The 23,439-nt window shown below is 40.8% G+C and carries 19 protein-coding genes; all 19 read right to left on the reverse strand.

Annotated elements, in window-relative coordinates; genetic code table 11:
• Positions 1 to 56 precede the first annotated feature (56 nt).
• The 19 genes from AC1TO5_RS02785 to AC1TO5_RS02875 all read right to left on the reverse strand — a co-directional run bounded on the left by AC1TO5_RS02785 (position 57) and on the right by AC1TO5_RS02875 (position 23,326).
• Entirely contained in the window at positions 57 to 437 is a 381-nt protein-coding gene (locus tag AC1TO5_RS02785; protein ID WP_482061255.1) for a hypothetical protein, read from the reverse strand.
• Between the two features lie 150 nt (positions 438 to 587).
• The gene (sigE, locus tag AC1TO5_RS02790; protein ID WP_482061256.1) at positions 588 to 1,310 is read right to left on the reverse strand and encodes an RNA polymerase sporulation sigma factor SigE; all 723 of its coding nucleotides are present in this window, start codon (positions 1,308 to 1,310) and stop codon (positions 588 to 590) included.
• A 285-nt stretch (positions 1,311 to 1,595) separates the two neighbouring features.
• Positions 1,596 to 2,522, reverse strand: a complete 927-nt coding sequence (spoIIGA, locus tag AC1TO5_RS02795; RefSeq protein ID WP_482061257.1) for a sigma-E processing peptidase SpoIIGA — start codon at positions 2,520 to 2,522, stop codon at positions 1,596 to 1,598.
• A gap of 259 nt (positions 2,523 to 2,781) precedes the next feature.
• Positions 2,782 to 3,873 (reverse strand): cell division protein FtsZ, encoded by a 1,092-nt coding sequence (gene ftsZ / locus AC1TO5_RS02800; protein WP_482061258.1) that lies wholly within the window; start codon positions 3,871 to 3,873, stop codon positions 2,782 to 2,784.
• A 16-nt stretch (positions 3,874 to 3,889) separates the two neighbouring features.
• Complete coding sequence (gene ftsA / locus AC1TO5_RS02805; RefSeq protein WP_482061259.1) at positions 3,890 to 5,131, reverse strand: cell division protein FtsA; 1,242 nt, start codon at positions 5,129 to 5,131, stop codon at positions 3,890 to 3,892.
• A gap of 288 nt (positions 5,132 to 5,419) precedes the next feature.
• Positions 5,420 to 6,172: a cell division protein FtsQ/DivIB gene (locus AC1TO5_RS02810; protein WP_482061260.1), complete on the reverse strand. Its 753-nt coding sequence runs from the start codon at positions 6,170 to 6,172 to the stop codon at positions 5,420 to 5,422.
• Positions 6,173 to 6,243: 71 nt separating this feature from the next.
• Positions 6,244 to 7,527, reverse strand: coding sequence for a UDP-N-acetylglucosamine 1-carboxyvinyltransferase (murA, locus tag AC1TO5_RS02815; RefSeq protein WP_482061261.1), 1,284 nt, complete (start codon positions 7,525 to 7,527; stop codon positions 6,244 to 6,246).
• Between the two features lie 15 nt (positions 7,528 to 7,542).
• Positions 7,543 to 8,448, reverse strand: coding sequence for a UDP-N-acetylmuramate dehydrogenase (murB, locus tag AC1TO5_RS02820; protein ID WP_482061262.1), 906 nt, complete (start codon positions 8,446 to 8,448; stop codon positions 7,543 to 7,545).
• A gap of 154 nt (positions 8,449 to 8,602) precedes the next feature.
• The gene (gene murG, locus AC1TO5_RS02825) at positions 8,603 to 9,718 is read right to left on the reverse strand and encodes an undecaprenyldiphospho-muramoylpentapeptide beta-N-acetylglucosaminyltransferase (RefSeq protein ID WP_482061263.1); all 1,116 of its coding nucleotides are present in this window, start codon (positions 9,716 to 9,718) and stop codon (positions 8,603 to 8,605) included.
• Between the two features lie 5 nt (positions 9,719 to 9,723).
• Positions 9,724 to 10,821, reverse strand: coding sequence for a stage V sporulation protein E (gene spoVE / locus AC1TO5_RS02830; RefSeq protein ID WP_482061264.1), 1,098 nt, complete (start codon positions 10,819 to 10,821; stop codon positions 9,724 to 9,726).
• 44 nt (positions 10,822 to 10,865) lie between these two features.
• The gene (murD, locus tag AC1TO5_RS02835; RefSeq protein WP_482061265.1) at positions 10,866 to 12,317 is read right to left on the reverse strand and encodes a UDP-N-acetylmuramoyl-L-alanine--D-glutamate ligase; all 1,452 of its coding nucleotides are present in this window, start codon (positions 12,315 to 12,317) and stop codon (positions 10,866 to 10,868) included.
• Positions 12,318 to 12,752: 435 nt separating this feature from the next.
• Positions 12,753 to 13,709: a phospho-N-acetylmuramoyl-pentapeptide-transferase gene (mraY, locus tag AC1TO5_RS02840; protein WP_482061266.1), complete on the reverse strand. Its 957-nt coding sequence runs from the start codon at positions 13,707 to 13,709 to the stop codon at positions 12,753 to 12,755.
• Between the two features lie 4 nt (positions 13,710 to 13,713).
• Positions 13,714 to 15,114: a UDP-N-acetylmuramoyl-tripeptide--D-alanyl-D-alanine ligase gene (locus AC1TO5_RS02845; protein WP_482061267.1), complete on the reverse strand. Its 1,401-nt coding sequence runs from the start codon at positions 15,112 to 15,114 to the stop codon at positions 13,714 to 13,716.
• Positions 15,115 to 15,681: 567 nt separating this feature from the next.
• Positions 15,682 to 17,634, reverse strand: coding sequence for a stage V sporulation protein D (locus AC1TO5_RS02850; RefSeq protein ID WP_482061268.1), 1,953 nt, complete (start codon positions 17,632 to 17,634; stop codon positions 15,682 to 15,684).
• Between the two features lie 169 nt (positions 17,635 to 17,803).
• Complete coding sequence (locus AC1TO5_RS02855) at positions 17,804 to 20,095, reverse strand: penicillin-binding protein (RefSeq protein WP_482061269.1); 2,292 nt, start codon at positions 20,093 to 20,095, stop codon at positions 17,804 to 17,806.
• A gap of 12 nt (positions 20,096 to 20,107) precedes the next feature.
• Complete coding sequence (ftsL2, locus tag AC1TO5_RS02860; RefSeq protein ID WP_482061270.1) at positions 20,108 to 20,509, reverse strand: cell division protein FtsL; 402 nt, start codon at positions 20,507 to 20,509, stop codon at positions 20,108 to 20,110.
• 12 nt (positions 20,510 to 20,521) lie between these two features.
• Positions 20,522 to 21,472, reverse strand: coding sequence for a 16S rRNA (cytosine(1402)-N(4))-methyltransferase RsmH (gene rsmH, locus AC1TO5_RS02865; RefSeq protein WP_482061271.1), 951 nt, complete (start codon positions 21,470 to 21,472; stop codon positions 20,522 to 20,524).
• Positions 21,473 to 21,500: 28 nt separating this feature from the next.
• On the reverse strand, positions 21,501 to 21,938 hold the full coding sequence (mraZ, locus tag AC1TO5_RS02870) for a division/cell wall cluster transcriptional repressor MraZ (RefSeq protein WP_482061272.1): 438 nt from the start codon (positions 21,936 to 21,938) through the stop codon (positions 21,501 to 21,503).
• Between the two features lie 131 nt (positions 21,939 to 22,069).
• Positions 22,070 to 23,326 carry an adenosylhomocysteinase gene (locus AC1TO5_RS02875; RefSeq protein ID WP_482061273.1) on the reverse strand — a complete coding sequence of 419 codons (1,257 nt, stop codon included), beginning with the start codon at positions 23,324 to 23,326 and terminating at the stop codon, positions 22,070 to 22,072.
• Positions 23,327 to 23,439 lie beyond the last annotated feature (113 nt).

Raw genomic sequence — 23,439 nt, forward strand, 5'->3', positions numbered from 1 at the left:
TTTGCGACAAGAACATTTGGTGATTTCAAGAAGTAAAAAGTACTTTATTCATTGTCTTAATGCGTTTGAAAACGCTTAATAAGTTGTGGGATTTTCTTATAATTATATTTAAACTCATAGTCAGATAAATTCGGGTCTATATGGAACTTCAAGATTACTGTGCAGATTTCTCCTGGTTTCAAGCGCTTCCACGCCCATATCATCCCATGCTTACGTTCTTCACTAATATAACTAACATTAGGTAGCGCTTCTCGCACATTGGAAGCAAGAATGAAGTGATTACTCGATATTGACTCTTCATATTTTCCAGTATTTTGTATATTAGTTTTTATTACAACTGATTGTCGATCTCGTTGCAATTCAATACACGAAAAAGTTAGTTGAAAGCTCAAATAGCTTAGCGTGATTGGCTCTGTCGATGTCATGATAGTAGGCATAAGCTGAATTACACACCCTCCCTGCAACATCTTTTTGGAATGCACATACTCGATTAAGCGTTCGCAACATTTATATGCGAATGGTTTGAATTTCTTCCTAATATCGTATGTTATGCCTCCAAATAGTTGTCTAGGTTATTATCATGTACTTTAGAGCATTTTATTAAATTCTTTTCGTAACCGTTTAATAATTCGTTTCTCTAGTCGAGAAATATAGGATTGCGAAATGCCTAACATATCTGCAACATCTTTTTGTGTTTTCTCATCCCCATCTGCAAGCCCAAAACGTAATTGCATAATAATTCTCTCACGATCGGATAGCTTTTCAAGCGCTTTTTGCAATAACTTCCGATCTACTTGCTCTTCGATATTACGATAAATCGTATCATTATCGGTACCTAGCACATCAGATAACAATAATTCATTACCATCCCAATCAATGTTCAAAGGTTCATCGAAGGATACTTCTGATCTTGTCTTAGAATTTCTTCTAAGATACATTAAAATTTCATTTTCAATACAACGAGAAGCATAGGTAGCTAACTTAATTTTCTTTTCTGGATCAAATGTATTTACTGCCTTAATTAGACCTATCGTACCGATCGATACAAGATCTTCAATATTAATGCCAGTGTTTTCAAATTTACGAGCAATGTATACGACTAGCCGTAAATTACGTTCGATTAGAATTGTGCGAATGCTGCTATCACCTGAAGGTAATTTGATAAGAAGATATTCTTCTTCTTCACGCGTTAATGGTGGCGGCAATGCTTCACTTCCACCAATATAATAGATCCTCTCATCTTTAAGACCTAGCTTTAACATCAACCGATAAAAAGAAATTTGCGCTAACAACTTATACTTCAGCATCATCGTTTGTTCCTCCCAAAACTTTTCGTTGGCTTCTTTGCTTTTCTTGAGTTACTTATTACCTACCTGCGTTACCCTCAGCATCGAAGTCCACTTTTCGAACTACCTTATAATAAAGGTTCAAAAAGCGGGCTTTCGAAAGCCGAGAAGATGACGCGCTACTTGAGAAAGGCGGAAGCGCAAGTGTACGTGTTTGGTACACGCGAACCGTACTTTCCAAGTTCGCTTCATATTCGATGTCGAATAACCTACGAAGCCAATCATCGTTATCAAAGTCCGTTTTTCGAACTACCCCTGCAAGACCATTGATGGGTGGATGATCGCTTGATACGACCCATCCCCACTCAACTGACCTCCATCGAAACCGATGAGCACCTTGATACTTTCAAAGCTCTTTCCGCCATGATTGACCTTCACACAATCAGGTTTGACTGCTAATAGAAATTGTGAACCTTTATTCACACCCCGAAAGGGGATTATTCTAATTCGATCTTGCCACTCGAATTGAACTTGTTCGTCGGACAATAACATTAGAGCATCATTCGTTTCACCTTGCTTCAATGCCTTCAAAAACTTCTCTGGTAACGCATCTTGCAGCCTTGATACTTCGATAATCATAACGGGACATTTCGTCAGCGGATCATATAATTGATTTCCAGTATCAATTAAGCCAGTGCACGTGAAAATTTGACCATCAATATCAACTTCCACATCTGCAAGATGTGACTCCACTAATTGATGCTTCTTCTTACTTCTGATAAAGCTAGTAAATAGAAAGAGTACAATGGAAAAACTAGCAAATAAATAAAAAATTCCAATATGTAGCTTCGTTGTTACCGTCCCACCAATAAATAGTACATTTGCCCATACCTCTTGCGAACTTCTCATAAGTAGAAAGTACAGTGCCATCATCCCACCAGCTGCTACGAAACTCACGATGTAGAAGCTAACAATATCTCGTAAAAAAGTTTGTAATGAATAATAGCCGAATGTAATGTATATCATGAGTATAGAGACAAATAATTTAATTGAAATATGATATAGAGACGATAGACTCGGAAAAACCATTGCCATCGTGTATAATGCACCGACAGAACTAGCGAGCAACACACGCCAAGCCTTCGGCTTAAAACCTCTTATCCACCCCGTCGTTAACAAAAGCACTCCATCTACTAACAGTTCACGTAGCAGCAGCACGTCTAGATATACCTTCATGCCATACCTTCCTTCTACTACAATGAGAAAACCTCGAAAATTAATAAATTCTATTTCGGTAAACACAGTATATGGGATATCTATTCCAAAGTCTGTCTGTTTATGTCAGTAGTGGAGTTCTATTTTTGTCGGAAAAAGCCGTCATTACTAGATTAAAAAACAAAAAAAAGAGCAAGATACTTACGAGATGTAAGTATCTTGCTCTTCCATATGTTAATTCTAAGGGGTTGTTCAAAATATGAACTTGTACTATACATTATTATTTGCGACGTAGAAAAGCAGGAATTTCTAAATCATTAGAAAGGTTTGTACCAATCGACTTTGTCACTGGAGGTTTTCCAGCTTCAGCTACATCATTGTCTTGACCTGCTTGACGTCGAGGTGCTGCTTCCATAGGTTTTGCTTCAAAACCAGTCGCAATAACCGTTACTTTAATTTCTTCTTTAAGATCTTCATCAATAATCGCACCGAAGATCATATTCACATCTGGATCAGATGCAGAAATAACAATTTCTGCAGCTTCATTGACTTCATATAGAGATAGATTACTGCCACCAGTAATATTCATAATAACACCGCGAGCTCCATCAATAGAAGTTTCTAGCAATGGACTTTGAATTGCCTTACGAGCAGCTTCAGCAGCACGGTTCTCACCAGAAGCGATACCAATACCCATAAGTGCAGATCCACGCTCCGTCATAATTGTTTTCACGTCTGCAAAGTCAAGGTTAATTAGACCAGGAACCATGATTAGATCAGAGATACCTTGGACTGCTTGACGTAGTACGTTATCTGCTTCACGGAATGCTTCAAGCATTGGAGTTTTCTTATCTACGATTTCTAATAGACGATCATTAGGGATGACGATTAGTGTGTCTACTTTTTCTTTTAACGAATCGATTCCATGTTCCGCTTGTCCAGAACGTTTGCGTCCTTCAAAAGTAAATGGACGAGTAACTACACCAACAGTTAAAGCACCGCACTCGCGAGCAATTTCAGCGATAACAGGTGCTGCACCAGTACCTGTACCACCGCCCATACCAGCTGTAACGAATACCAAATCGGCACCTTTAAGCTGATTAGCAATTAGATCGCGAGACTCTTCAGCCGCTTTTTTACCTACTTCAGGGTTTGCGCCAGCACCAAGACCACGAGTAAGCTTATCACCGATTTGCAGTTTGTTCTCAGATTTTGCTAGGTGTAATGCTTGCGCATCCGTATTTACGGTTATAAAATCTACACCTTTTACACCATTCTCAATCATACGGTTAACTGCGTTACTACCGCCGCCACCTACACCAATTACTTTTATTTGCGCTAGCGATTCTAGTTCTAAGTCAAATTCCAACATCTACACGACTCCCCCGTCAAATAAATTCCTGAAACATATTTTTAATACGTTCTAACATACGGGGTTTTGACGAAGCCGGAGAATTCCCTTTACGACTTACCGCCTTCTTCGTAGTGCTAGCTCCTCGTACACCCATGTACTTTGATACGTATTGTATCATTCCTACTCCACTGCTATAAGAAGGATCTTTTACTCCAATATAATCTGGCAAAGCGATTCTTACATTGTTTTCAAGTTCTAATTGTGCCAATGAAAGTGTACCTGGAAGTGATACTGAACCTCCTGTTAATACATATCCATCAACTTTATCACCATAACCAAGTGCATGAACTTCCGCTTTAATTAGCTGGAAAATTTCTTGCATACGTGGTTCGATAATACTTGCTAAATCTCTTTGTGAAAATTCTTTTTCAACATTGCTGCCCATGCGCGTAACTTTGAACTTTACTTCGTCAGCAGCATCAGCAGCAATAGCACAACCAAATTTAAGTTTTATTTTCTCAGCATGCTCAGTTTGTGAACGTAAGCCATAAGCAATATCGTTCGTAACAAATTGACCACCAATCGGCAATGATGAAATCGCACATATGCCACCATCCTCATAGACAGCAATTGTGGTCGAACCACCACCGATATCTACTAGAACAGTTCCAGTTGCCTTCTCATCTTTAGATAATGTCATGACGCCTGATGCAAGCGTTAATAGAATAACTCCGTTGATTTTCAAACCCGCTTTGTCGACACATCTAACAAGATTATGTACAGATGATTTGGCACCAGTAATAACGGTAGCTTCTACTTCCAAGCGAACACCGATCATTCCACGCGGATCAGAAATTCCCTCTAAACCGTCTACTACATACTGTTTAGGAACAAGATTAATTATTTCACGATCTGGAGGTAAGGTTACTACCTTCGCTGCTTGAAGTACGCGGTCAATATCTTCTTCACCGATTTCGCGATCTTCATTAGAAACTGCAACTACACCATGATTCGTTTGTACTCCAATATGATTTCCTTGAATACCAACATATACCTCTGAAATTTCAATATCTACCATACGTTCGGCATGCTCAATCGCATTTTTAATCGATTGAACCGTTTGATCAATATCTACAATTGCACCTTTACGGATGCCCTCAGAGTCTGCTGTACCAACACCAATGATATTAATGGCTCCATCATTTACTTCGCCAATTATTGCTCGTACTTTGGATGTACCGATGTCCAAACTGACAATTATGTCACCGTTGCTCATTGCGCGGCACCTCCGTTTCAATAAAAATTTATAGTTGTAACGAATGAGTTATGTTATTCGTTTTTACACTAATAGTTAAATAGTCTACTTACAATCTATTCAACACTATTTGCACTTTCCCTCTTTTTTCAACAATTTTTTCAGATATTTTTCATAAAAAACAAAAACTTTATGAAAATATGAAAATAAAATCTAATTTAACTAGATTCTAAGGCTACAATATTTTCAAGAAAATAAAATCGCCAACTAAAATTTTACCACTCTTTATGCTACTTGAGTAGAGTCTTTTTACTCAGTTTGTACATTTTCTGCATCTTCACTATGAAATGGCTCATAAGTGTCTGCCAATAACAGAGTCAATTTCCCTGGCGCTTGCGTTTCTATTACGCCATTCATCGCTTCAACCTTCTCGCGAATCAAACTGACAGCTGTAATCACTTCAAATTTGGTACGTGTATAAATTAGAATTCGATCTGAAAAAGCAACCGAAGGAATCGGTGTGATCTCCGAGATATCAGCTAGAAACGTTGAATCAATAGACGCAAGCTGCTTCATAAGCTCATTTTTGAATGGATCATCTTTACTCCATCCAGTCAATACGGGCTTGTCCATAATTTGCAAACGATCATTATTCGTCTTAATACTTGCACCACTAGCTAGCAATGCAAAAAGTTCACCATTAACATCAAACTCAAACGCTACGACGCTGTATTCCGTAACGGCAATTTTTATGATGCCTGGAAAATGCTTAGTAACTACCGCTTTATTGATCGTGTTTAACGTTGTGATTTTCTTCTCAATTTCTTCTGCAGAACTGAAAACGAAAGAATCACCTACTTTTAGACCTGCAGCACTCATCACTTCCGCACTACTTGCAAATTGAGTACCGGTAATTTGCACTTCAGTAATTTTACTCAATGTAGAATTAAAAAACACAATTGAGAAGATCGCAAGAAATAAAATAACTATAATGAAAATTAATTTTTTATTTCCCTTTTTTTTCGGTTCCGGCTCCTTGAGCACTGGCATTTGAACTTGCATACACTTGTCCACTCCTTAACACAACGCGGCCTCCTCACCGATGATGAGGAAGCCGATTATCATTCCAACGATTACTGCGCATAGGATTCATTTTTGGATAATGCCGTTAATCTTGTAATTCTAGCCCCTAACAACGTTAACATATCTTCAATTCGATCATAGCCACGATCAATATGATGTATTCGCTCTACGATCGTCCTCCCTTGTGCCGCAAGACCAGCAATAACAAGTGCTGCACCTGCTCGAAGATCGGTCGCCTCTACGGTAGCACCATAAAGCCGAGGCACGCCTCTGATATATGCAGTGTTCATATCTACTCTAATATCAGCACCCATGCGAGCCAATTCATCTACATGCTTTAATCTGCCTTCAAAGATATTTTCCTTCACTACACTAACACCATCTGAAAGTGCAAGCATAACCATCATCTGTGATTGCAAATCAGTTGGGAAAGCAGGGTATGGTGCAGTAACAATTTTCTCGACTGCTTTACTTCTTACTCTACTATCAACTTTTATTATATCACCGTCTACTTGGATTTGAACACCTGCCCGGCGCATAACATGAATTAAAGAAGTTAAATGACTTGGTTGTGTTTTGTGTAATGTAATTAGTCCACGTGTCGCGGCAGCCGCGATCATTAAGGTCCCTGTAACAATTCGATCTGGAATGATACGATGCTCACATGACTGTAACCGCTCTACACCATCGATTGTAATCGTATCTGTACCTGCTCCGAGTACTTTAGCCCCCATCGCATTGAGGAAATGTTGTAAGTCTTGAATCTCAGGCTCTCTTGCAGCATTCGTAATCGTTGTTCGACCATCCGCTAGCACCGCAGCCATCATAATATTCTCAGTTGCACCAACACTTGGAAAGTTCAGATAGACATCTGCACCCGTTAGCTTTTGGGCACTACAAATAATAGAATTACCTTTTTCTTCAATCGTTGCACCTAGTGCCTTTAAGCCATCTAGATGAATATCGATCTTCCGTTCTCCAATCGCACAGCCACCTGGTTGATAAACTTGAGTCCTTCTGTACTTTGCAAGTAATGGGCCCATAAGAAAAATTGATGATCGCATTTGTTTCATCAACGATTCTGGTACGTGTGAAGCAGATGTCTGCTCCGTGTCAATGATAATCGTACTTCCCTTATGCTCAACTCGACATCCTAACTCTCGCAAAATATGAATCATCACTTCAATGTCAAGTAAATGAGGAACATTTTCGAGCACGGTCGTTCCTTCAGCCAGCAGACTGGCAGCCATAATCGGCAGCACCGCATTTTTTGCGCCTTGGATTACAACAGTTCCTGACAGAGGTTTGCCGCCCTCAATCACCAATCTGTCCAATGTATCACCTCCGAGTTACCGCTCGCCCATTACCAATACTTCAGGTATCAATTCAATACCATAGCGTTCTTTCACAACACCTTGAATATGGGTAATTAAAGCGAGAACGTCTTTAGCTGTCGCCTGTCCTGTGTTGATAATAAAATTGGCGTGAAGCTCTGATACTTGTGCTCCTCCACATCGGAACCCTTTCAAACCTGCTTCCTCAATCAACCTTGCCGAAAAATCACCAGGTGGGTTACGGAATACACTCCCACAGGTTGCACTCTTCAGTGGTTGAGTTAGCAATCTGCGTTCCCTATGCTTAGCCATTTCTGCAGTAATCACTTGTCGCTCACCAGCATCTAATTCAAAGCAAGCCTCAACGACAAATCCGTTCATTTCCTGCAATACAGAATGACGATATGAGAAGTTCATATCATCGCCTTTATACTTCACCAATTCACCATTAGATAGAACTATTTCGGCCGACTTAAAAATACGTGACACATCAGACCCATGCGCACCTGCATTCATGTAGACAGCACCGCCTACCGTCCCTGGAATCCCACCTGCAAATTCTAAGCCTGTTAAGCTTTGTTTGCCAGCCATAACAGCAAGCTTAATAAATGAATAAGCTGCACCTGCAATGATGGTATTTCCTTCGAAGCGCACATAATCTAAGCCTACACCTGGCTTAATCACAACACCACGAATTCCTTTATCACTTACGAGCATATTAGAGCCACGTCCGATACTCGTCCACGGAATACTATGCTTCTGAAGTAGCTTCATTAGTGATATAAGTTGCTCCTTGCCTTGAGGAAGGATCATCAGATCAGCCGTTCCACCGATCTTCCACGTTGTATGCTTTGACAGTGGTTCATTAAAGAGACATTCCCCAATTGCTAGCTCTTCAAGTTCCTCTATAAATAGATTCAATTGTATATCCTCCTTCCATAAATGACAGTTGCTATCGTTGTGGGCATTCCCACCCGAACATGTGATCAACTCCTAGACTCTCTAGTCACGAATTATAAAGTATCTTATGCCTTAGCACTTCGTTGTGTGACAATCGCCTAGTGATCACGTTCGTTTATCGTTTCGTTATTCTTGCTATTGCTAAAGCAATTCTACTTACTGAGTCAGGTACCGCTAGAAAATATGAGGCAGCGGACATTTTGACAAGTTTATGATCATCTAACAATAAAGCACTTAATTTCTCTAATAAATGTTTACCACTAAGTTCACCTTCAAGAATAATCTCTGCAGCTCCAACAGATTCCAGACTACGTGCATTTGCTTCTTGATGATTATTCGTTACATTTGGTGAAGGGATAAGAATAGACGGTTTCCCGAGTGCATTAATTTCCGCTAACGAAGATGCACCAGAGCGACTAATGACGATCGATGCATCGCTTAATACTTCCGCCATATTATTAATGTACGGAAGCAGTATAATCTGTCCACTTCGATAAGCAGCATGATCCTTCAGCGCTTCCACTGTATCATCATAATAAATTTCACCTGTCGCGAATACAATTCGATATTGTGAAATTCTTTCTAATTGCTGCTGTTCATCGGCTAACTCAATAACGGCTCTATTAAGTGCCCTCGCACCTCTACTACCACCAACGATTAATGCATAACGTTGATTAGAATCGAGATCTAATGATGTTCTTCCACGACCTGGTATTGCTTCAATCACTTGAGACGCACAGGGATTCCCGGTAAAGCTAACTTGCTTTGCTTTGGCGAAATAAGCTAACGAATCTTCAAAGCTAACCCCAACATGAGACACGAAGGACGTCAAAAATTTATTTGTCAAACCAGGAATTGCATTCTGTTCATGAATAAATGTAGGTATGCCTAAACGGGCTGCCGCATAAACGACAGGCCCGCATACATAACCACCCGTACCGATAACGACGTCTGGCTTAAATTGTTTAATTAATTGCTTAGAGCGCGCAACACCCCGTAAAAAACGCATAACTGTCCGTACATTATCGTAGGACAGTTTTCGTTTAAAGCCTGTTATTTCAATACTTTCAAAAGGGACGTTTGCTCGTCTCACGATTTTGCTTTCCATCCCACGCTCCGTACCAATGTATAGTAATTCAGTAGAGTCGTCTTGCTGCTGAATATATTTCCCAATGGCTAATGCTGGGTATATATGTCCACCAGTTCCTCCACCTGTTAGTAATATTTTCATCACTTTCACCTCGAGTATCGAGAAATATTCAACAAGATACCTAATCCTGTTAATAATAAAGTTAAAGAAGAACCTCCATAGCTGACTAATGGCAACGTAATTCCCGTCACTGGCATCATCCCAATAACAACACCAATGTTAATTAGCACCTGTACGCCAATAATGCTTGTAATCCCGATTGCCAGTAAGCTACCGAACGTGTCTGGAGCTGCAATCGCAGTACGTATCCCCCGCCATACAATGACAAGAAATAATAAAATCAATGTAAAGCCACCGATGAAACCTAACTCTTCAGCTAATATCGAAAATATAAAATCGGTCTGTGGCTCTGGCAAGTAACTAAATTTCTGTCTACTCATCCCTAGTCCAAGTCCAACTAGACCTCCTGGTCCAATCGCAAATAAAGATTGAATGATCTGATAACCACCATCAAGCGGATCAGCCCACGGATCTAGAAAACTAGTAATCCGTTTCAAGCGATAAGGGGCTGCAATAATAAGCCCAACAAAACCGATCACGCCCACAAGCGCTAGACCACCAAGATGGCGCATGCTCGCACCAGCAGTATAGATTAGAATCATCGAGGCTCCGACCATTACTGCTCCAGTTCCTAGATCGGGCTGTAACATAATTAAGCCGAAAGCTAGAAACACAAGACCTAAGGGTGGTAATAAGCCTTTCGTGAATTGAGTGATTTTTTGTTGTTCCGCCGACAACCATTTCGCCAGAAATAAGATCATTCCTAATTTCATAAATTCAGATGGTTGAATCCCGAATGAACCAATGCCTAGCCAACTTCGCGCACCACCACGAACAACACCGATCCCTGGAATTAATACAAGAAGCAGGAGTCCGAAGCAGATAATAACAAGCGTTGGTGCCCATTTCTTCCATACTGAATAATTCACATTCATCATGAAAAACATCGACAATAATCCTAATCCGGCAAATATCGATTGACGCTTCAAAAAGTAGAACTTATCACCAAATTCATGAAAAGCTAATACCGCACTCGCACTATATACCATCATTAGTCCAATAAATAATATAAGGAGTATGGAAATTAATAGCCATATATCTGGAGCAGATCGTGCTTTAACCATAGTTTACACACCTCTATGAATTGAAGTAGGGACAACCCCCCTACTTACAAGGTATGCACCGATTTCTTAAACATGCTTCCTCTTTCTTCATAGGAAGAAAACATATCCCAGCTTGCGCATGCAGGTGACAGTAATACTATATCCCCTGATTCCGCTAACTCACTAGCAAGCTTCACAGCTTCATCTAGTGTTTCTTCGGCACTAGCTTTAGGTTCGACGATCTTGATGTGATCTAAACCTGCTAGCTTAGCAATATGTTCAAGTTTATGACGAGTTTCACCAACAACCACAATGCCTTTCAGACGTTCTGTGAAAATCGGCAGCAGTTCCATATAATCCGATCCGCGATCCAATCCTCCAGCAATAAGCACTAATGGAGCAGAAAGAGAGCGAATCGTCATTGTCGTCGCTGTTGCATTTGTCGCTTTGGAATCATTGTAGTAGGATACACCGTTACTGGTTCTCACAAACTCTAGTCGATGCTCTACACCGCGGAAGCTAGTTAATGGCTCTATAAGCTCGGCAGGCTTGGCACCCGCCTTCAAACACGCAGCAATAGCGGCAATGGCGTTAGCGGCATTATGACGCCCTGGAAGAGCTAGACTATGTAGCGGCATAAGAACTTGTTGCTCAGAATGGTTATCCATCCGATATACGATAGAACGAATCGAAGCTTCCTCTGCTGCATTCGGCAACGGATCACCAGCAGTAATTGGTGCAAATGGTGGATCAATGTATACACCTTGCTCTAACTTTTCGTAAATCGAGAAGGGGAACAATTGACCTTTACAATAAGGAATCAATTGACGCGTAATATCATCATCCCAATTCAAGATAGCGATATCTTCATCGGATTGATTACTTAATATTTTCGCTTTTGACGCCACATAATCCTGCATATCACCATGATAATCAAGATGGGTTTCTGCTAAATTCAACAGAAGTGCTATTTTGGGCGCAAAAGTAATCGTACCTTTTAGTTGAAAGCTACTCAATTCAGCTATAATCCAGTTTTCACTTGATACATCTTCTGCAATCTCACATAATGGCAAGCCAATATTCCCACCAACGACAGGTTGCAAATTAGCTGCCGTTAATAATTCTCCAATTAAAGTTGTCGTCGTCGTCTTGCCATTAGATCCTGTAATCCCGATAATCGGTGCTTTGCTAAGCCAATAAGCAATTTCAACCTCGGTAACCACATCTACACTAGCAGCTTGCGCCTCAATAATAGGTGGTGCATTATAGGGAATACCTGGATTTTTAATTAGTAGCGCCGTCGAATTATCGACAAGCTTTTCAGGATGATAGCCGCATATAACTTCAATGCCCAGTTGTTCTAATTGGGCAGCTTCAGGAGACTGCTCGCGAGGCTTCCGATCATTAACCGTCACCTTTGCCCCCAGCTTATGAAATAACTTTGCTACACTAACACCGCTTCTCGCAAGTCCTAGCACGACTACTTTTTCATTTTTATACTGTGATGGATGCTTCATATAGATTCCTCTCTTTTTTGCTGGAGTTCACGATATACTTTCCGAGCTCTATAGACAGTAATTTTGCGGTCTATGAGCTGGTTTTGTTACTATTTGGTCCACAGACTATAATTTTATAGTCTATCCTACTCTTTAAACTTCACTTCCGCCCAACGATGAAACAACCCCTAGCAACGTGTACGGCTCGAGTACACAAGCGGCAATGCTCGAAGCTTCAAATGAAGGTTCAAAAAGTGTGCTTTCGTAAGCCGAACAGTTGGAACGCTACTTGAGAAAGGCGGAAGCGCAAATGTACGTGTTTGGTACATGCGAACCTACAATGTTTCTGCAAGAAACATACCTCGGAAGCTTATGCTATACTTTCCAAGTTCGTTTCAAATGCGACGTTGAATATGCTCCAGCGCGTTACATCGTTATCAAAGTCCGCTTTTTGAACTACATAACAAGTAGGAGACCTATTATTGCTAGTACTAGGCCTACTGCCCAAAACACAGCATCTACTTTCCATTCTGACCAACCAGAAAGCTCAAAGTGATGATGAATTGGACTCATACGGAAGACGCGTTTTTTTCTAATTTTGAATGATGTTACTTGAATTATAACAGATAACATTTCTAAGACGAATACTCCTCCAATAATAACTAAGAGCAGCTCCGTTTTTGTTATAATGGCTACCGCCGCAATACCACCACCGATACCAAGCGAGCCCATATCACCCATAAACACTTTAGCAGGATGTGCGTTATAAACAAGAAATCCTAAAACAGCTCCAACCATTGCCGCAGAGAAGATTGCAGCATCATAAGAATCTGCTAACAATGCAACAATTGTAAAAGCACCAAATGCGATCGCGCTTGTTCCCGCTAATAATCCATCAATACCATCTGTAAAGTTAACCGAGTTGCTTGCTGCAAAAAGAATAATGATAACAAAAGGATAATAGAACCAACCAAGATCAAAACCAATTTCTGTACCAGGGATAGACAGTACTGTACTATGACCCATATTGTATAGCTGGGCACAGACGATAATAGAAAATAATAGTTGTCCCGCAAGCTTTTGCTTTGCCGTTAGACCAAGCGAACGTTTAAATACAATTTTAATATAATCATCAAGAAATCCGACAATACCAAAACCGAGTGATGCCGTTAATAGCACCCAAAACTCACTAGAAATCTCAGCAAATTTTACGAATGAAATTAACAGTGCAAGCATGATAATAACTCCACCCATTGTTGGAGTACCACTCTTTTTCAAATGTGACTGTGGACCGTCTGTCCGTATCTGCTGTCCGAATTTCAATCGTTTCAGTAACGGTATGAACAGTGGTCCAAGTAAAACTGCTAGTATGAATGAAACTCCTAATGATAATAGAATGACCATCATGTCCATACACTCACCCCTTTTCTAAAGCTTCCACAACCTGCTCCATCTTCATACTTCTTGATCCCTTTACAAGCACAAGATCATCAGGTGAAATATGAGGCAATAGCCAGTCGATCAGCTCTTCTTTTGTTGTAAAATATTGTAGTTGGTCAACTTGGAAATGATCTTTCGCACCTTCAATAATATGAGCCGAAAGCTTTCCATAAGCAATAACGGCATCTACTTTATCATTTGTCGCATATTGACCCATATTAAAATGCATTGAAATTTCATCAGGACCAAGCTCTAGCATGTCGCTTAGCACTAACCATTTTTTGCGGAAGCCAGTTAAGCTCCCAAGTAGATCAATGGCTGCTTTAGTTGCTGTTGGATTAGCATTGTACGCGTCATTGAGGACAACAGCTCCATTATATGCTTTTGTAGGCGCAATACGCATCCCTGTTAATTGCAGACGATTAAAACCGTCTTGAATAAGATTAGCAGCTACTCCGAGCAAGCGAGCGACTGCAATAGCTGCCAAAGCATTACTTACATTATGACGACCTGGCGTCGTAATATGTTGCTGCCCAATCTGACATGACTCGCCCAAATATAACACGTCAAAGCGACTACCAAATGGATCTAGCTCAATGTTTGCCGCTGACCAATCGTTACCCGCTTCAAGTCCAAATCGTTTTTTCTCCAAAGACAATACATTCGGTAGTTTGTGCATTGCTTCTTCGATCAAAGGCTCATCACCATTGTAGATAAATACACCCTCGTCTCCAAGTCCTTGCACAATTTCAAGCTTCGCCTGAGCGATTCCGTTGCGACTACCAAGCTGCAACATATGTGCATCGCCAATATTAGTAATTACTGCAACATCAGGCTGGGCGATTTTCGTTAGTAACTCAATTTCCCCAAAGCCACTCATACCTAATTCCACAACAACAATATCTGTATCCTCTTCTAATGCCAATATGGTCAATGGCAAGCCGATATGATTATTGAAATTCCCTTGAGTTTTGCTTACCTTATACACTGTTGATAGTAAAGCAGCCGTCATATCCTTCGTCGTTGTTTTACCATTACTCCCTGTAATTGCGACTACTCTTGTAAATAATTCACTTCGATAACTCATAGCTAGCTTTTGCAGCGCTGCTAGTGGGTCACGAACAAGCAAGAAAGGAATATGAGGCAAATCTTCAGGAACAGGTACACCTTTTTTCCAAAGTGCTGCTATTGCGCCCTTTTCTACAGCATGATAAATATGTTGATGACCATCGGAGTGCTCCCCTACAAGCGGAACGAACAATTGTCCACCTACAGTTCGCGAGTCCGTCATAACACCTTGCACGATCAACTCTTTATTATCACTCTTTAGAATAGCACCGCTCATCTGAGCAAGCTGCGCAACTGTTCTAGTAATCAATGTCATTATCTCCTTCTTGAAAAAACTATGTAGCTAACTTTAGTTCTTTCCAAATATTTATACCCGTCAACTATACTACAACTGAATAGCTTGACAATTCAATAGCTATTTTTAACAAATATGTATGGCAAGTTCGAAACATACCAAATATGTATTAATTATTAGCTGAGATCGTATCCTCTCAAGACACTCCCTCAGTGAATCTACTAGCAACTTGTGCGGTTTGAGTACACAAGCGATCCATCCTGTTCATTGCAACTTCCTGTGAAATTTCTAATGAAGTCAACATCCGAATTCCCGCCCATCAAGCACTTTGCAACGATACCCAGCAACGTGTACGGTTCAAGTACACAAGCGGCGAATCTATAGCACGAAGCTTCAAATGGAAGTTCAAAATCGTGGGCTGTCAGCACCAAGAAGATGACATTCAGCGAAAACGAGTAGCACAGTGTACGTTATTGGTACACGAGCACACACAGGCTTTCGATGGAGGGCATATTCGCCGCCGACTACGCTACAGCGCGTTACCGCGTGATCACAGTCCGCGATTTTGAATTACCTCTACAGTCAGTGATTATGAATATCCTCTAAGGAGAGATCCCCCTCATCCCCAAGATAAATACGAATAGTCGCCCCCCGCTCCACACGCTCTCCAGCAGCAGGTGCTTGCTTAATGACAACCTTACCGGTCCCTGAACTTGTGAGCATGAAATTCATATTCATATCTTCATATATTTCAGATACAGTTTTCCCGATTAGACTAGGAACTTCAACGATAGGTGTTTCACCGTATTTATATAGTCGATCGATTTGACTGGTACGTTTCGGCACCTCTAATATTTGTAGAGCATCTTCCATAATATTACGAACAATAGGTGCAGCTACAACTCCACCGAATTGAATTCCTTCGGGATTATCAACCGCAACGTATATAACAATTTGCGGATCATCCGCTGGAGCTACCCCAATAAATGAAACAATATGCTCACTGGTCGAGTATCTACCGTCAATCACCTTCTGAGCCGTCCCTGTCTTGCCCCCAACACGATAGCCGTCTATAAACGCATTACGCCCTGTCCCTTTCGCCACAACACTTTCTAACGCCTCACGAACTTCCTTAGATGTCTCTTCTGAAATCACTTGCCTTACAACAGTCGGCTCATTCGCTTGAACAGTTTCCCCGGTATCACGATTAATCCAGGCTTTGGCGACATATGGCTTGTAAAGCGTGCCACCATTGACCGCGGCTGATACGGCAGCAATTTGCTGGATTGGCGTAACCGATACACCCTGCCCAAATGCCGTTGTTGCTAGCTCAACAGGACCTACTTGGCTTAATTTGAACAAAATCCCGTTACCTTCGCCGCCAATATCAATACCCGTTTTCTTACCGAAACCGAAGTTTCTAATATATTCAAATAGTGTATCCTTGCCTAGACGATTGCCTAGTTCAACAAATCCAGGGTTACATGAGTTCTCCACTACTTGTAAAAAACTTTGACTACCATGTCCGCCTTTTTTCCAGCAACGAAGTCTCGCTCCACCAATCTCTACAGCGCCTCCATCATAAAAACTATCGGTCTGCAAATTAACTTTCTTCTCTTCCAGTGCAGCAGCCAACGTAATTATTTTGAATGTCGAACCTGGTTCATATGTCATCCATATCGGCAAATTACGGTTATAGACTGTTGGATCAACCTCTTGGTAGTTATTAGGACTATAACCTGGACGACTAGCCATCGCCAATATTTCTCCTGTATTCGGATCCATTGCTATGGCCATCACTGCGTTAGCATTCAAACCGGTCATCGCCTGATCAAGTTCGCGTTCCATCACAGTCTGAATTTGCTGATCAATCGTCAATTGCAGTGTCAATCCTTCTCTTGGCTTTACATAAGTATCTGAAGAGTTAGGCATCTGCCTACCAGCAGCATCAGATAGATATGAAACCATACCTTGAGTGCCTGTTAATCGATCGTTGTAGGTAAGCTCCATTCCCGTTAAACCTTGATTATCAATTCCCGTAAATCCTAATATATGAGCGGCAAGTCCATCATAAGGGTAATATCGCTTATTATCCTCTGCCACTACAATTCCTGGAATATTTAATTCTCGAATGGAGGTAGCCTGCTCGGACGTCATCTTACGACCTCCAGGTCCAAGCTGAATAATTCTTTCCTTCTTGGAAACTTTCGCTAACACTTCTTCCACCGTCATATTAAGTAATGGTGCTAATGTCTGTGCTGTTTTTTCTTTTTCCTTCACTTGCACGGGAATAGCCCATACCGTCGGTGTACTTACGTTGTATGCTAATCGCACACCACTACGATCCCATATTTCACCACGATTTGCGACATATGGAATATCACGGCGCCAAGAATTTTCCGCTTTCTCCGATAACTCCGCACCTTGAACAAGCTGCACATAGCTTAACCTAATACTTAAGCCGATAAAAGCGACAATCGCAAACATGAGAATGGTGAACAGTCTTCTTCTAACCGTCACATTAGAAACTTTCATAATCTATCCCCCTAAACCTTTCACGCCTTACTCCAACATAAGCTTGGAAATATAAGTACATGATAAGTATGAACTAATAACATATGCAGCAGAAACGTTATTCCGCTCTTTACATGCTATTCATCATTCGGACAAGATAGAACCTGTACCAACCGGACTCACTATAGCGTTAAGAAGAGGCTTGCTCTCCTGATGACGATTGCTCCTCAGAACCTGTGTCAGACTCTTCATCAGAACTAGTAGCTTCATCCTCTTCACCACTTGGGTCTAACGTTCCTGGCACGTAATATTGTGACGCCTTCAATGGCGATAGTTTAACTTGCAATTTTTTCGATTTCCCATCTTCAACAAGCTGTTGCGAATAGACATAACCTGTTCCTTCTATTTTCAACTGTACACCGAGTAACGCGGCAATTTCTACAGCATCGCGCAAGGAGACTCCCGTTAGATCCGGCACACTCAAGTTTTCCTTCTGCTCAGTAATGAGATAGACCGTTTGCGTAGGATGAACTAATGAGCCTGCTGTAGGAATCTGCTGTTCGACAATCGAGCCGTCACCAACAAATTCAAATTGCAAACCTACATTTTTCAATTTTTCTTTCGCAAGTGCACCCTTCATTCCAGTTACATCGGGGGTAGAGATCATAACTTCTGTCGGTGTATCGCTTTCCTCCACAGCAATGCTTTCGTAGTTAGGAGCGATATCAAGCTTTCTTAAGCTTTTCAGCATAATTTCTCGGAATACTGGAGCAGCTACTTTACTACCACCAGCATACTTATCGTTAGGCTCATCGACGATAACCAAAACAATTAATTGCGGATCATCTACAGGGGCATAGCCAATGAATGATACGACGTATTTATCAGATGAATACGTAGTACCTACAACTTTTTGTGCAGTACCTGTCTTACCTGCCACACGATAGCCTTCAATATAAGCATTACGACCAGTACCTTCCTTTAGATCAGATACAACCTGCTCTAAATACTCATTTGCAAGCTTAGATGATTGCTCAGAAATAACTCTACGCACTACTGTAGGCTCTTTTACAGTCGTCGTTTTCGTAGCCGAGTCCGTTACACTTTTCACAATATACGGCTTCATTAATTCTCCGCCATTTGCCACAGCCGCAACAGCTGCAACCTGTTGGATTGGTGTTACTAGGACAACGCCTTGTCCAAATGAAGCAGCAGCAATATCACGATTATATTGGAAGCGAATGGTACCAACTGCTTCGTTTGGAATTTCGATTCCTGTTTTTTGGGCAAAGCCGAAATTAGTAAAATACTCTTTCAGCTTCTCTCCACCCAGTCGCTCAAAGCCTAATTTAACAAAAGCAACGTTACTGGAAAATTTCAGTCCATCGAGAAATGAAATCATACCCCACCCATATCTATTATGATCACTAATCGGAGTCGGGTCACCAGGAACATAGATTGTACCTGATTGATACAGTTCATCAGGGTCAAATACCCCCTCTTCAATCGCCGCAGCTAATGTTGCAATTTTGAAAGTAGAACCTGGCTCATACAGCGAACCTACCGCATGATTGTACATTGCAGCATAGTCATTTTCCAAACCTTCCCAATATGTATTCGGATTAAACTCCGGCATATTCGCCATTGCTAATATTTCCATCGTATTCGGATTTGCCACAATAGCTGTTGCACTTTTCGGGTTCCACTCTTCAACGACACTACGTAATGCTTCTTCCGCATAACCTTGAATATCACCATCTATAGTCAACTCAATCTTCTGTCCATCTTTCGGAGCAACATATTCAACCTCACTACCAGCAATTTGAACTTTCTGTCCATCCTTTTGGTAGGAAATATGACCATCGGAGCCTGATAGTATATCATTAAAGGTCGATTCAACCCCCATCATATTTTCACCATCTATGCTAATATAACCCAATAGTTGAGAAGCTAATTTATTTTGCGGATAGAGCCGCTCATAGGTCTCCTGAATATAAATTCCTGAATCCGTACCTTTTTTCTCTATCGCTATTTTTTCTTTCAACGCTTTAGAAAATTCCTTCAATTGATCGGCAACGTTTTTCTCAATCTGCCAACCACCTTGGCGCAATTCACGATTCGAGTAATATGTTCCATCTTCACGTTTCACAAAATGACCGTCAATCGTATCATCTGACATACCTAGTATGGACTTTAACGCTTCTGTTACTTCATCTTTTATTCCAGCATTTTGAATAACTTTAGGATTAATAGACACGTTATACGCTAATGCATCCATCGCTAGTACATTACCTTCGCGGTCTGTAATCGTACCGCGCTTTGCATTGAAGGTTTCAGTAGTTGACCAACGTTTTTGTGCTAACTCTAACCACATTGATCCTTCTACCACCTGTACTTTATAGATGTGAAAAATAAGAAAGAGAAAAAGGAGGGTGATTACCCCTCCAAGTAGTAGTGTGCGTAATTTAATTCGTTTAATCATCTCTATCACTTCCTATTCAAGCTTTGCCGTTTCTCCAGAGGAGCTCGACTTCTTGACAATTATTCCTGTTTCCAAGCTGCTCACCATACCTTGAGATTCTGCAAATTCACGAATACGTTCAGGATCACTTAATGTTTGAACTTCTCGCTGTAGTTGTTCTACCTCAATCGTCATTGCTTGCATTTCACTATTAATTTGCTTTACTTGCAAACTCGTATAGTAAATATCAGCATACCTAAATATGATAACTCCCAAGATGATAACTCCCATTAATACAGCAGTCAGATATAATACCTTTTCTCCTGCTGGGATAGGTTTTTTGCGAACGACTTTTTTCTTCGTTTCGCGTATGATGTACTCTTCCTGCTCTTGACGCTTAGGTTTCACTGCTAAATTACCATAATGATAGGCCACGATTAATCCCCCCTACAGCTTTTCTGCTATTCTTAATTTTGCCGATCTTGCCCGTAAGTTTTGTTCTATTTCAAATTCACTCGGAACAATCGGCTTACGTGTTATTAATTTCAATTTACCTTTTGTACCACAAACGCACATCGGAAAATCTGGTGGACAAGTGCATTTCTCCACATACTTCACAAATGTTTGTTTGCAAATCCGATCTTCTAATGAATGGAACGTAATAACCGAGATTCTTCCTTCAGAAGCAGTACAACGAACGGCCGCCTCCAAAGCTTCTTCCTCAGAACCAAGTTCATCATTCACCGCGATACGCAATGCTTGGAATGAGCGTTTTGCTGGATGGCCACCTGTACGACGTGTAGCCGCAGGAATCGCATTTTTCACAATTTCAGCTAATTGTTCTGTTGTTTCAATTGCCTGAGTCTGGCGGATTTTCACAATGGAGCGAGCGATGTTACGCGCAAACTTTTCCTCTCCATATCGATCAAGAATGCGAGCAATATCTCGTTCATCCCACTCGTTCACAATATGATAAGCCGTCAATTCCTCATCACGATCCATACGCATATCCAGTGGTGCGTCTTGGTTGTAGCTGAATCCACGTTCAGCATCATCAAGCTGCGGACTAGAAACACCTAAATCGAATAGAATACCATCCACTTGTGGAACACCATTTAACATCGGTACATCACAATGCATTAACTCCTGTTCAAGATAGCGGAAATTGCTACGTACAAGTGTTACTTTATCCATATAAGGGGCAAGCTTAACCTTTGCATTCTCATGTGCCCAGTCATCCTGGTCGAAAGCAATTAGGCGCCCCTGCTCCCCTAGTGATGCGGCAATTAGCTGGCTATGTCCCGCTCCACCAAGCGTGCAGTCAACATATATACCATTCGGCTTAATATTAAGCCCCTTGACTGCTTCCTCCAATAAAACTGTTGTATGCAAAAACACGTTAAATCCCCCAATTCATGTTGTTATGCTAGAAGTTGAAATCAAAGTCTACAAGTTTCTCAGCAATCTCATTAAATGTTTGCTCAGATTCTTCATAATAGCCTTCCCAAGATGCCTTACTCCATACCTCTACCCGATTTGAAACTCCTAGTACCATACAATCCTTTTCAAGCTTGGCATATTCTCTTAGATGCTGTGGTAAATTAATTCGTCCTTGCTTATCCAGATCACATTCTATTGCACCAGAGAAGAAAAAGCGCGTGAAGGCACGTGCATCTGATTTCATTAAAGGTAAAGTTTTTAACTTTTGCTCTAATATTTCCCACTCACTAGCAGGATATATAAATAAACAATTGTCTAGGCCGCGTGTAGCTACGAAAGTTGAACCAAGTTGGTCACGAAATTTAGCTGGGATAATAATACGTCCTTTATCGTCAATGCTATGTTGATATTCTCCCATAAACATAATTTCGCTCCACCCCTTCCCCTTTTTGCCCCACTTCTCACCACTTTACACCACTAAGTAAGACTATTTCGCCACACAAAAGAAAAATCCTGCTTTTATAAGCAGGATTCTCTAAATATTTTATTTAATTTTTATTCCCAGCTATCAAGATAAGCCACTTGCTCTTGCGTTAAGGAATCAATTTCCATGCCAAGCGCTTCTAATTTCAAATTAGCAACTTGTTGATCAATGTCGTAAGGAACATTAACAACTTGCTTACCAATTGTTTTGTACTCATCATTCACATATTTCAAGCTTAATGCTTGAAGAGCAAAGGTCATATCCATAATTTCCGCAGGATGACCATCTCCAGCAGCTAGATTTACAAGACGACCTTCTGCTAGAAGATAGAATTTGCGACCATCTGCTAATTTGTATTCCTCGATATTACGACGAACAGTACGTATACTCACACTCATCGCTTCAAGATCAACTTTGTTCACTTCAATATCGAAATGACCAGCGTTCGATAGAATTGCTCCGTCCTTCATCACTTCATAGTGTTCTTTACGAATAACATCACGATTTCCTGTAACGGTTACAAACATATCACCAATTTTCGCTGCCTCTACCATCGGCATAACATGGAATCCGTCCATGTAAGCTTCAACAGCTTTAATCGGATCAATTTCTGTGACAACAACATTAGCGCCAAGACCTTTAGCACGCATCGCAACACCTTTACCACACCATCCATAACCAGCAACGACTACTGTTTTACCGGCAACAACTAGGTTAGTCGTGCGGTTAATACCGTCAAATACAGATTGACCTGTACCGTAGCGATTATCAAACAAATATTTGCAATAAGCATCATTAACAGCAACCATTGGGAAAGAAAGTGTACCTTCTTTTTCCAATGCCTTCAAACGAATAATGCCCGTTGTTGTTTCTTCAGCTCCACCGCGCACGTTAATGGCATGTTGCTTACTTTCCGTATGCAATAACGTTACAAGGTCGCCACCATCATCAATGATTAGATCAGGATTATTTTCTAGCGCCTTCATATTAAGCATTTTAAATTCTTCTGGCGATGGATTATATTTACCGTAAACTGTAATTCCATCCTCCACTAACGCTGCACAAATATCGTCCTGTGTGGAAAGTGGGTTACTTCCTGTAATCGTAACCTCCGCTCCGCCTGCTTGTACAACTTTAGCTAAATATGCTGTTTTCGCTTCTAGATGCAAAGAAATTGAAACCTTCAATCCTTTAAATGGTTGTTCTTTTTCAAACTGCGCACGAACTTCATTCAAGACAGGCATATGGCTACTCGCCCAATCAATTTTCAAATGTCCTTCTGGAGCAAGTGAAATATCAGTAATAATACTTTTTTCTAAAACCTTCATATTAACCCTCCAATAACTATTCATATTTTATTTAAGCCAACAACTTATTATATGTAATACAAGATAACTTGTCTGTACGCTAGACTTCCCAAGTTCGCTTCATATTCGATGTC

This window comes from Paenibacillus sp. Y930 (assembly GCF_056786375.1).

What these genes read in the sequence shown, in the direction of transcription:
- AC1TO5_RS02875 (WP_482061273.1), bottom strand. Translation starts at nt 23,326, where the DNA reads ATGAAGGTTTTAGAAAAAAGTATTATTACTGATATTTCACTTGCTCCA.
- AC1TO5_RS02785 (WP_482061255.1), bottom strand. Translation starts at nt 437, where the DNA reads ATGCCTACTATCATGACATCGACAGAGCCAATCACGCTAAGCTATTTG.
- ftsZ (WP_482061258.1), bottom strand. Translation starts at nt 3,873, where the DNA reads ATGTTGGAATTTGACTTAGAACTAGAATCGCTAGCGCAAATAAAAGTA.
- murG (WP_482061263.1), bottom strand. Translation starts at nt 9,718, where the DNA reads ATGAAAATATTACTAACAGGTGGAGGAACTGGTGGACATATATACCCA.
- mraY (WP_482061266.1), bottom strand. Translation starts at nt 13,709, where the DNA reads ATGGACATGATGGTCATTCTATTATCATTAGGAGTTTCATTCATACTA.
- AC1TO5_RS02810 (WP_482061260.1), bottom strand. Translation starts at nt 6,172, where the DNA reads ATGCAAGTTCAAATGCCAGTGCTCAAGGAGCCGGAACCGAAAAAAAAG.
- spoVE (WP_482061264.1), bottom strand. Translation starts at nt 10,821, where the DNA reads ATGGTTAAAGCACGATCTGCTCCAGATATATGGCTATTAATTTCCATA.
- AC1TO5_RS02850 (WP_482061268.1), bottom strand. Translation starts at nt 17,634, where the DNA reads ATGAAAGTTTCTAATGTGACGGTTAGAAGAAGACTGTTCACCATTCTC.
- sigE (WP_482061256.1), bottom strand. Translation starts at nt 1,310, where the DNA reads ATGATGCTGAAGTATAAGTTGTTAGCGCAAATTTCTTTTTATCGGTTG.
- murD (WP_482061265.1), bottom strand. Translation starts at nt 12,317, where the DNA reads ATGAAGCATCCATCACAGTATAAAAATGAAAAAGTAGTCGTGCTAGGA.
- ftsA (WP_482061259.1), bottom strand. Translation starts at nt 5,131, where the DNA reads ATGAGCAACGGTGACATAATTGTCAGTTTGGACATCGGTACATCCAAA.
- mraZ (WP_482061272.1), bottom strand. Translation starts at nt 21,938, where the DNA reads ATGTTTATGGGAGAATATCAACATAGCATTGACGATAAAGGACGTATT.
- spoIIGA (WP_482061257.1), bottom strand. Translation starts at nt 2,522, where the DNA reads ATGAAGGTATATCTAGACGTGCTGCTGCTACGTGAACTGTTAGTAGAT.
- AC1TO5_RS02855 (WP_482061269.1), bottom strand. Translation starts at nt 20,095, where the DNA reads ATGATTAAACGAATTAAATTACGCACACTACTACTTGGAGGGGTAATC.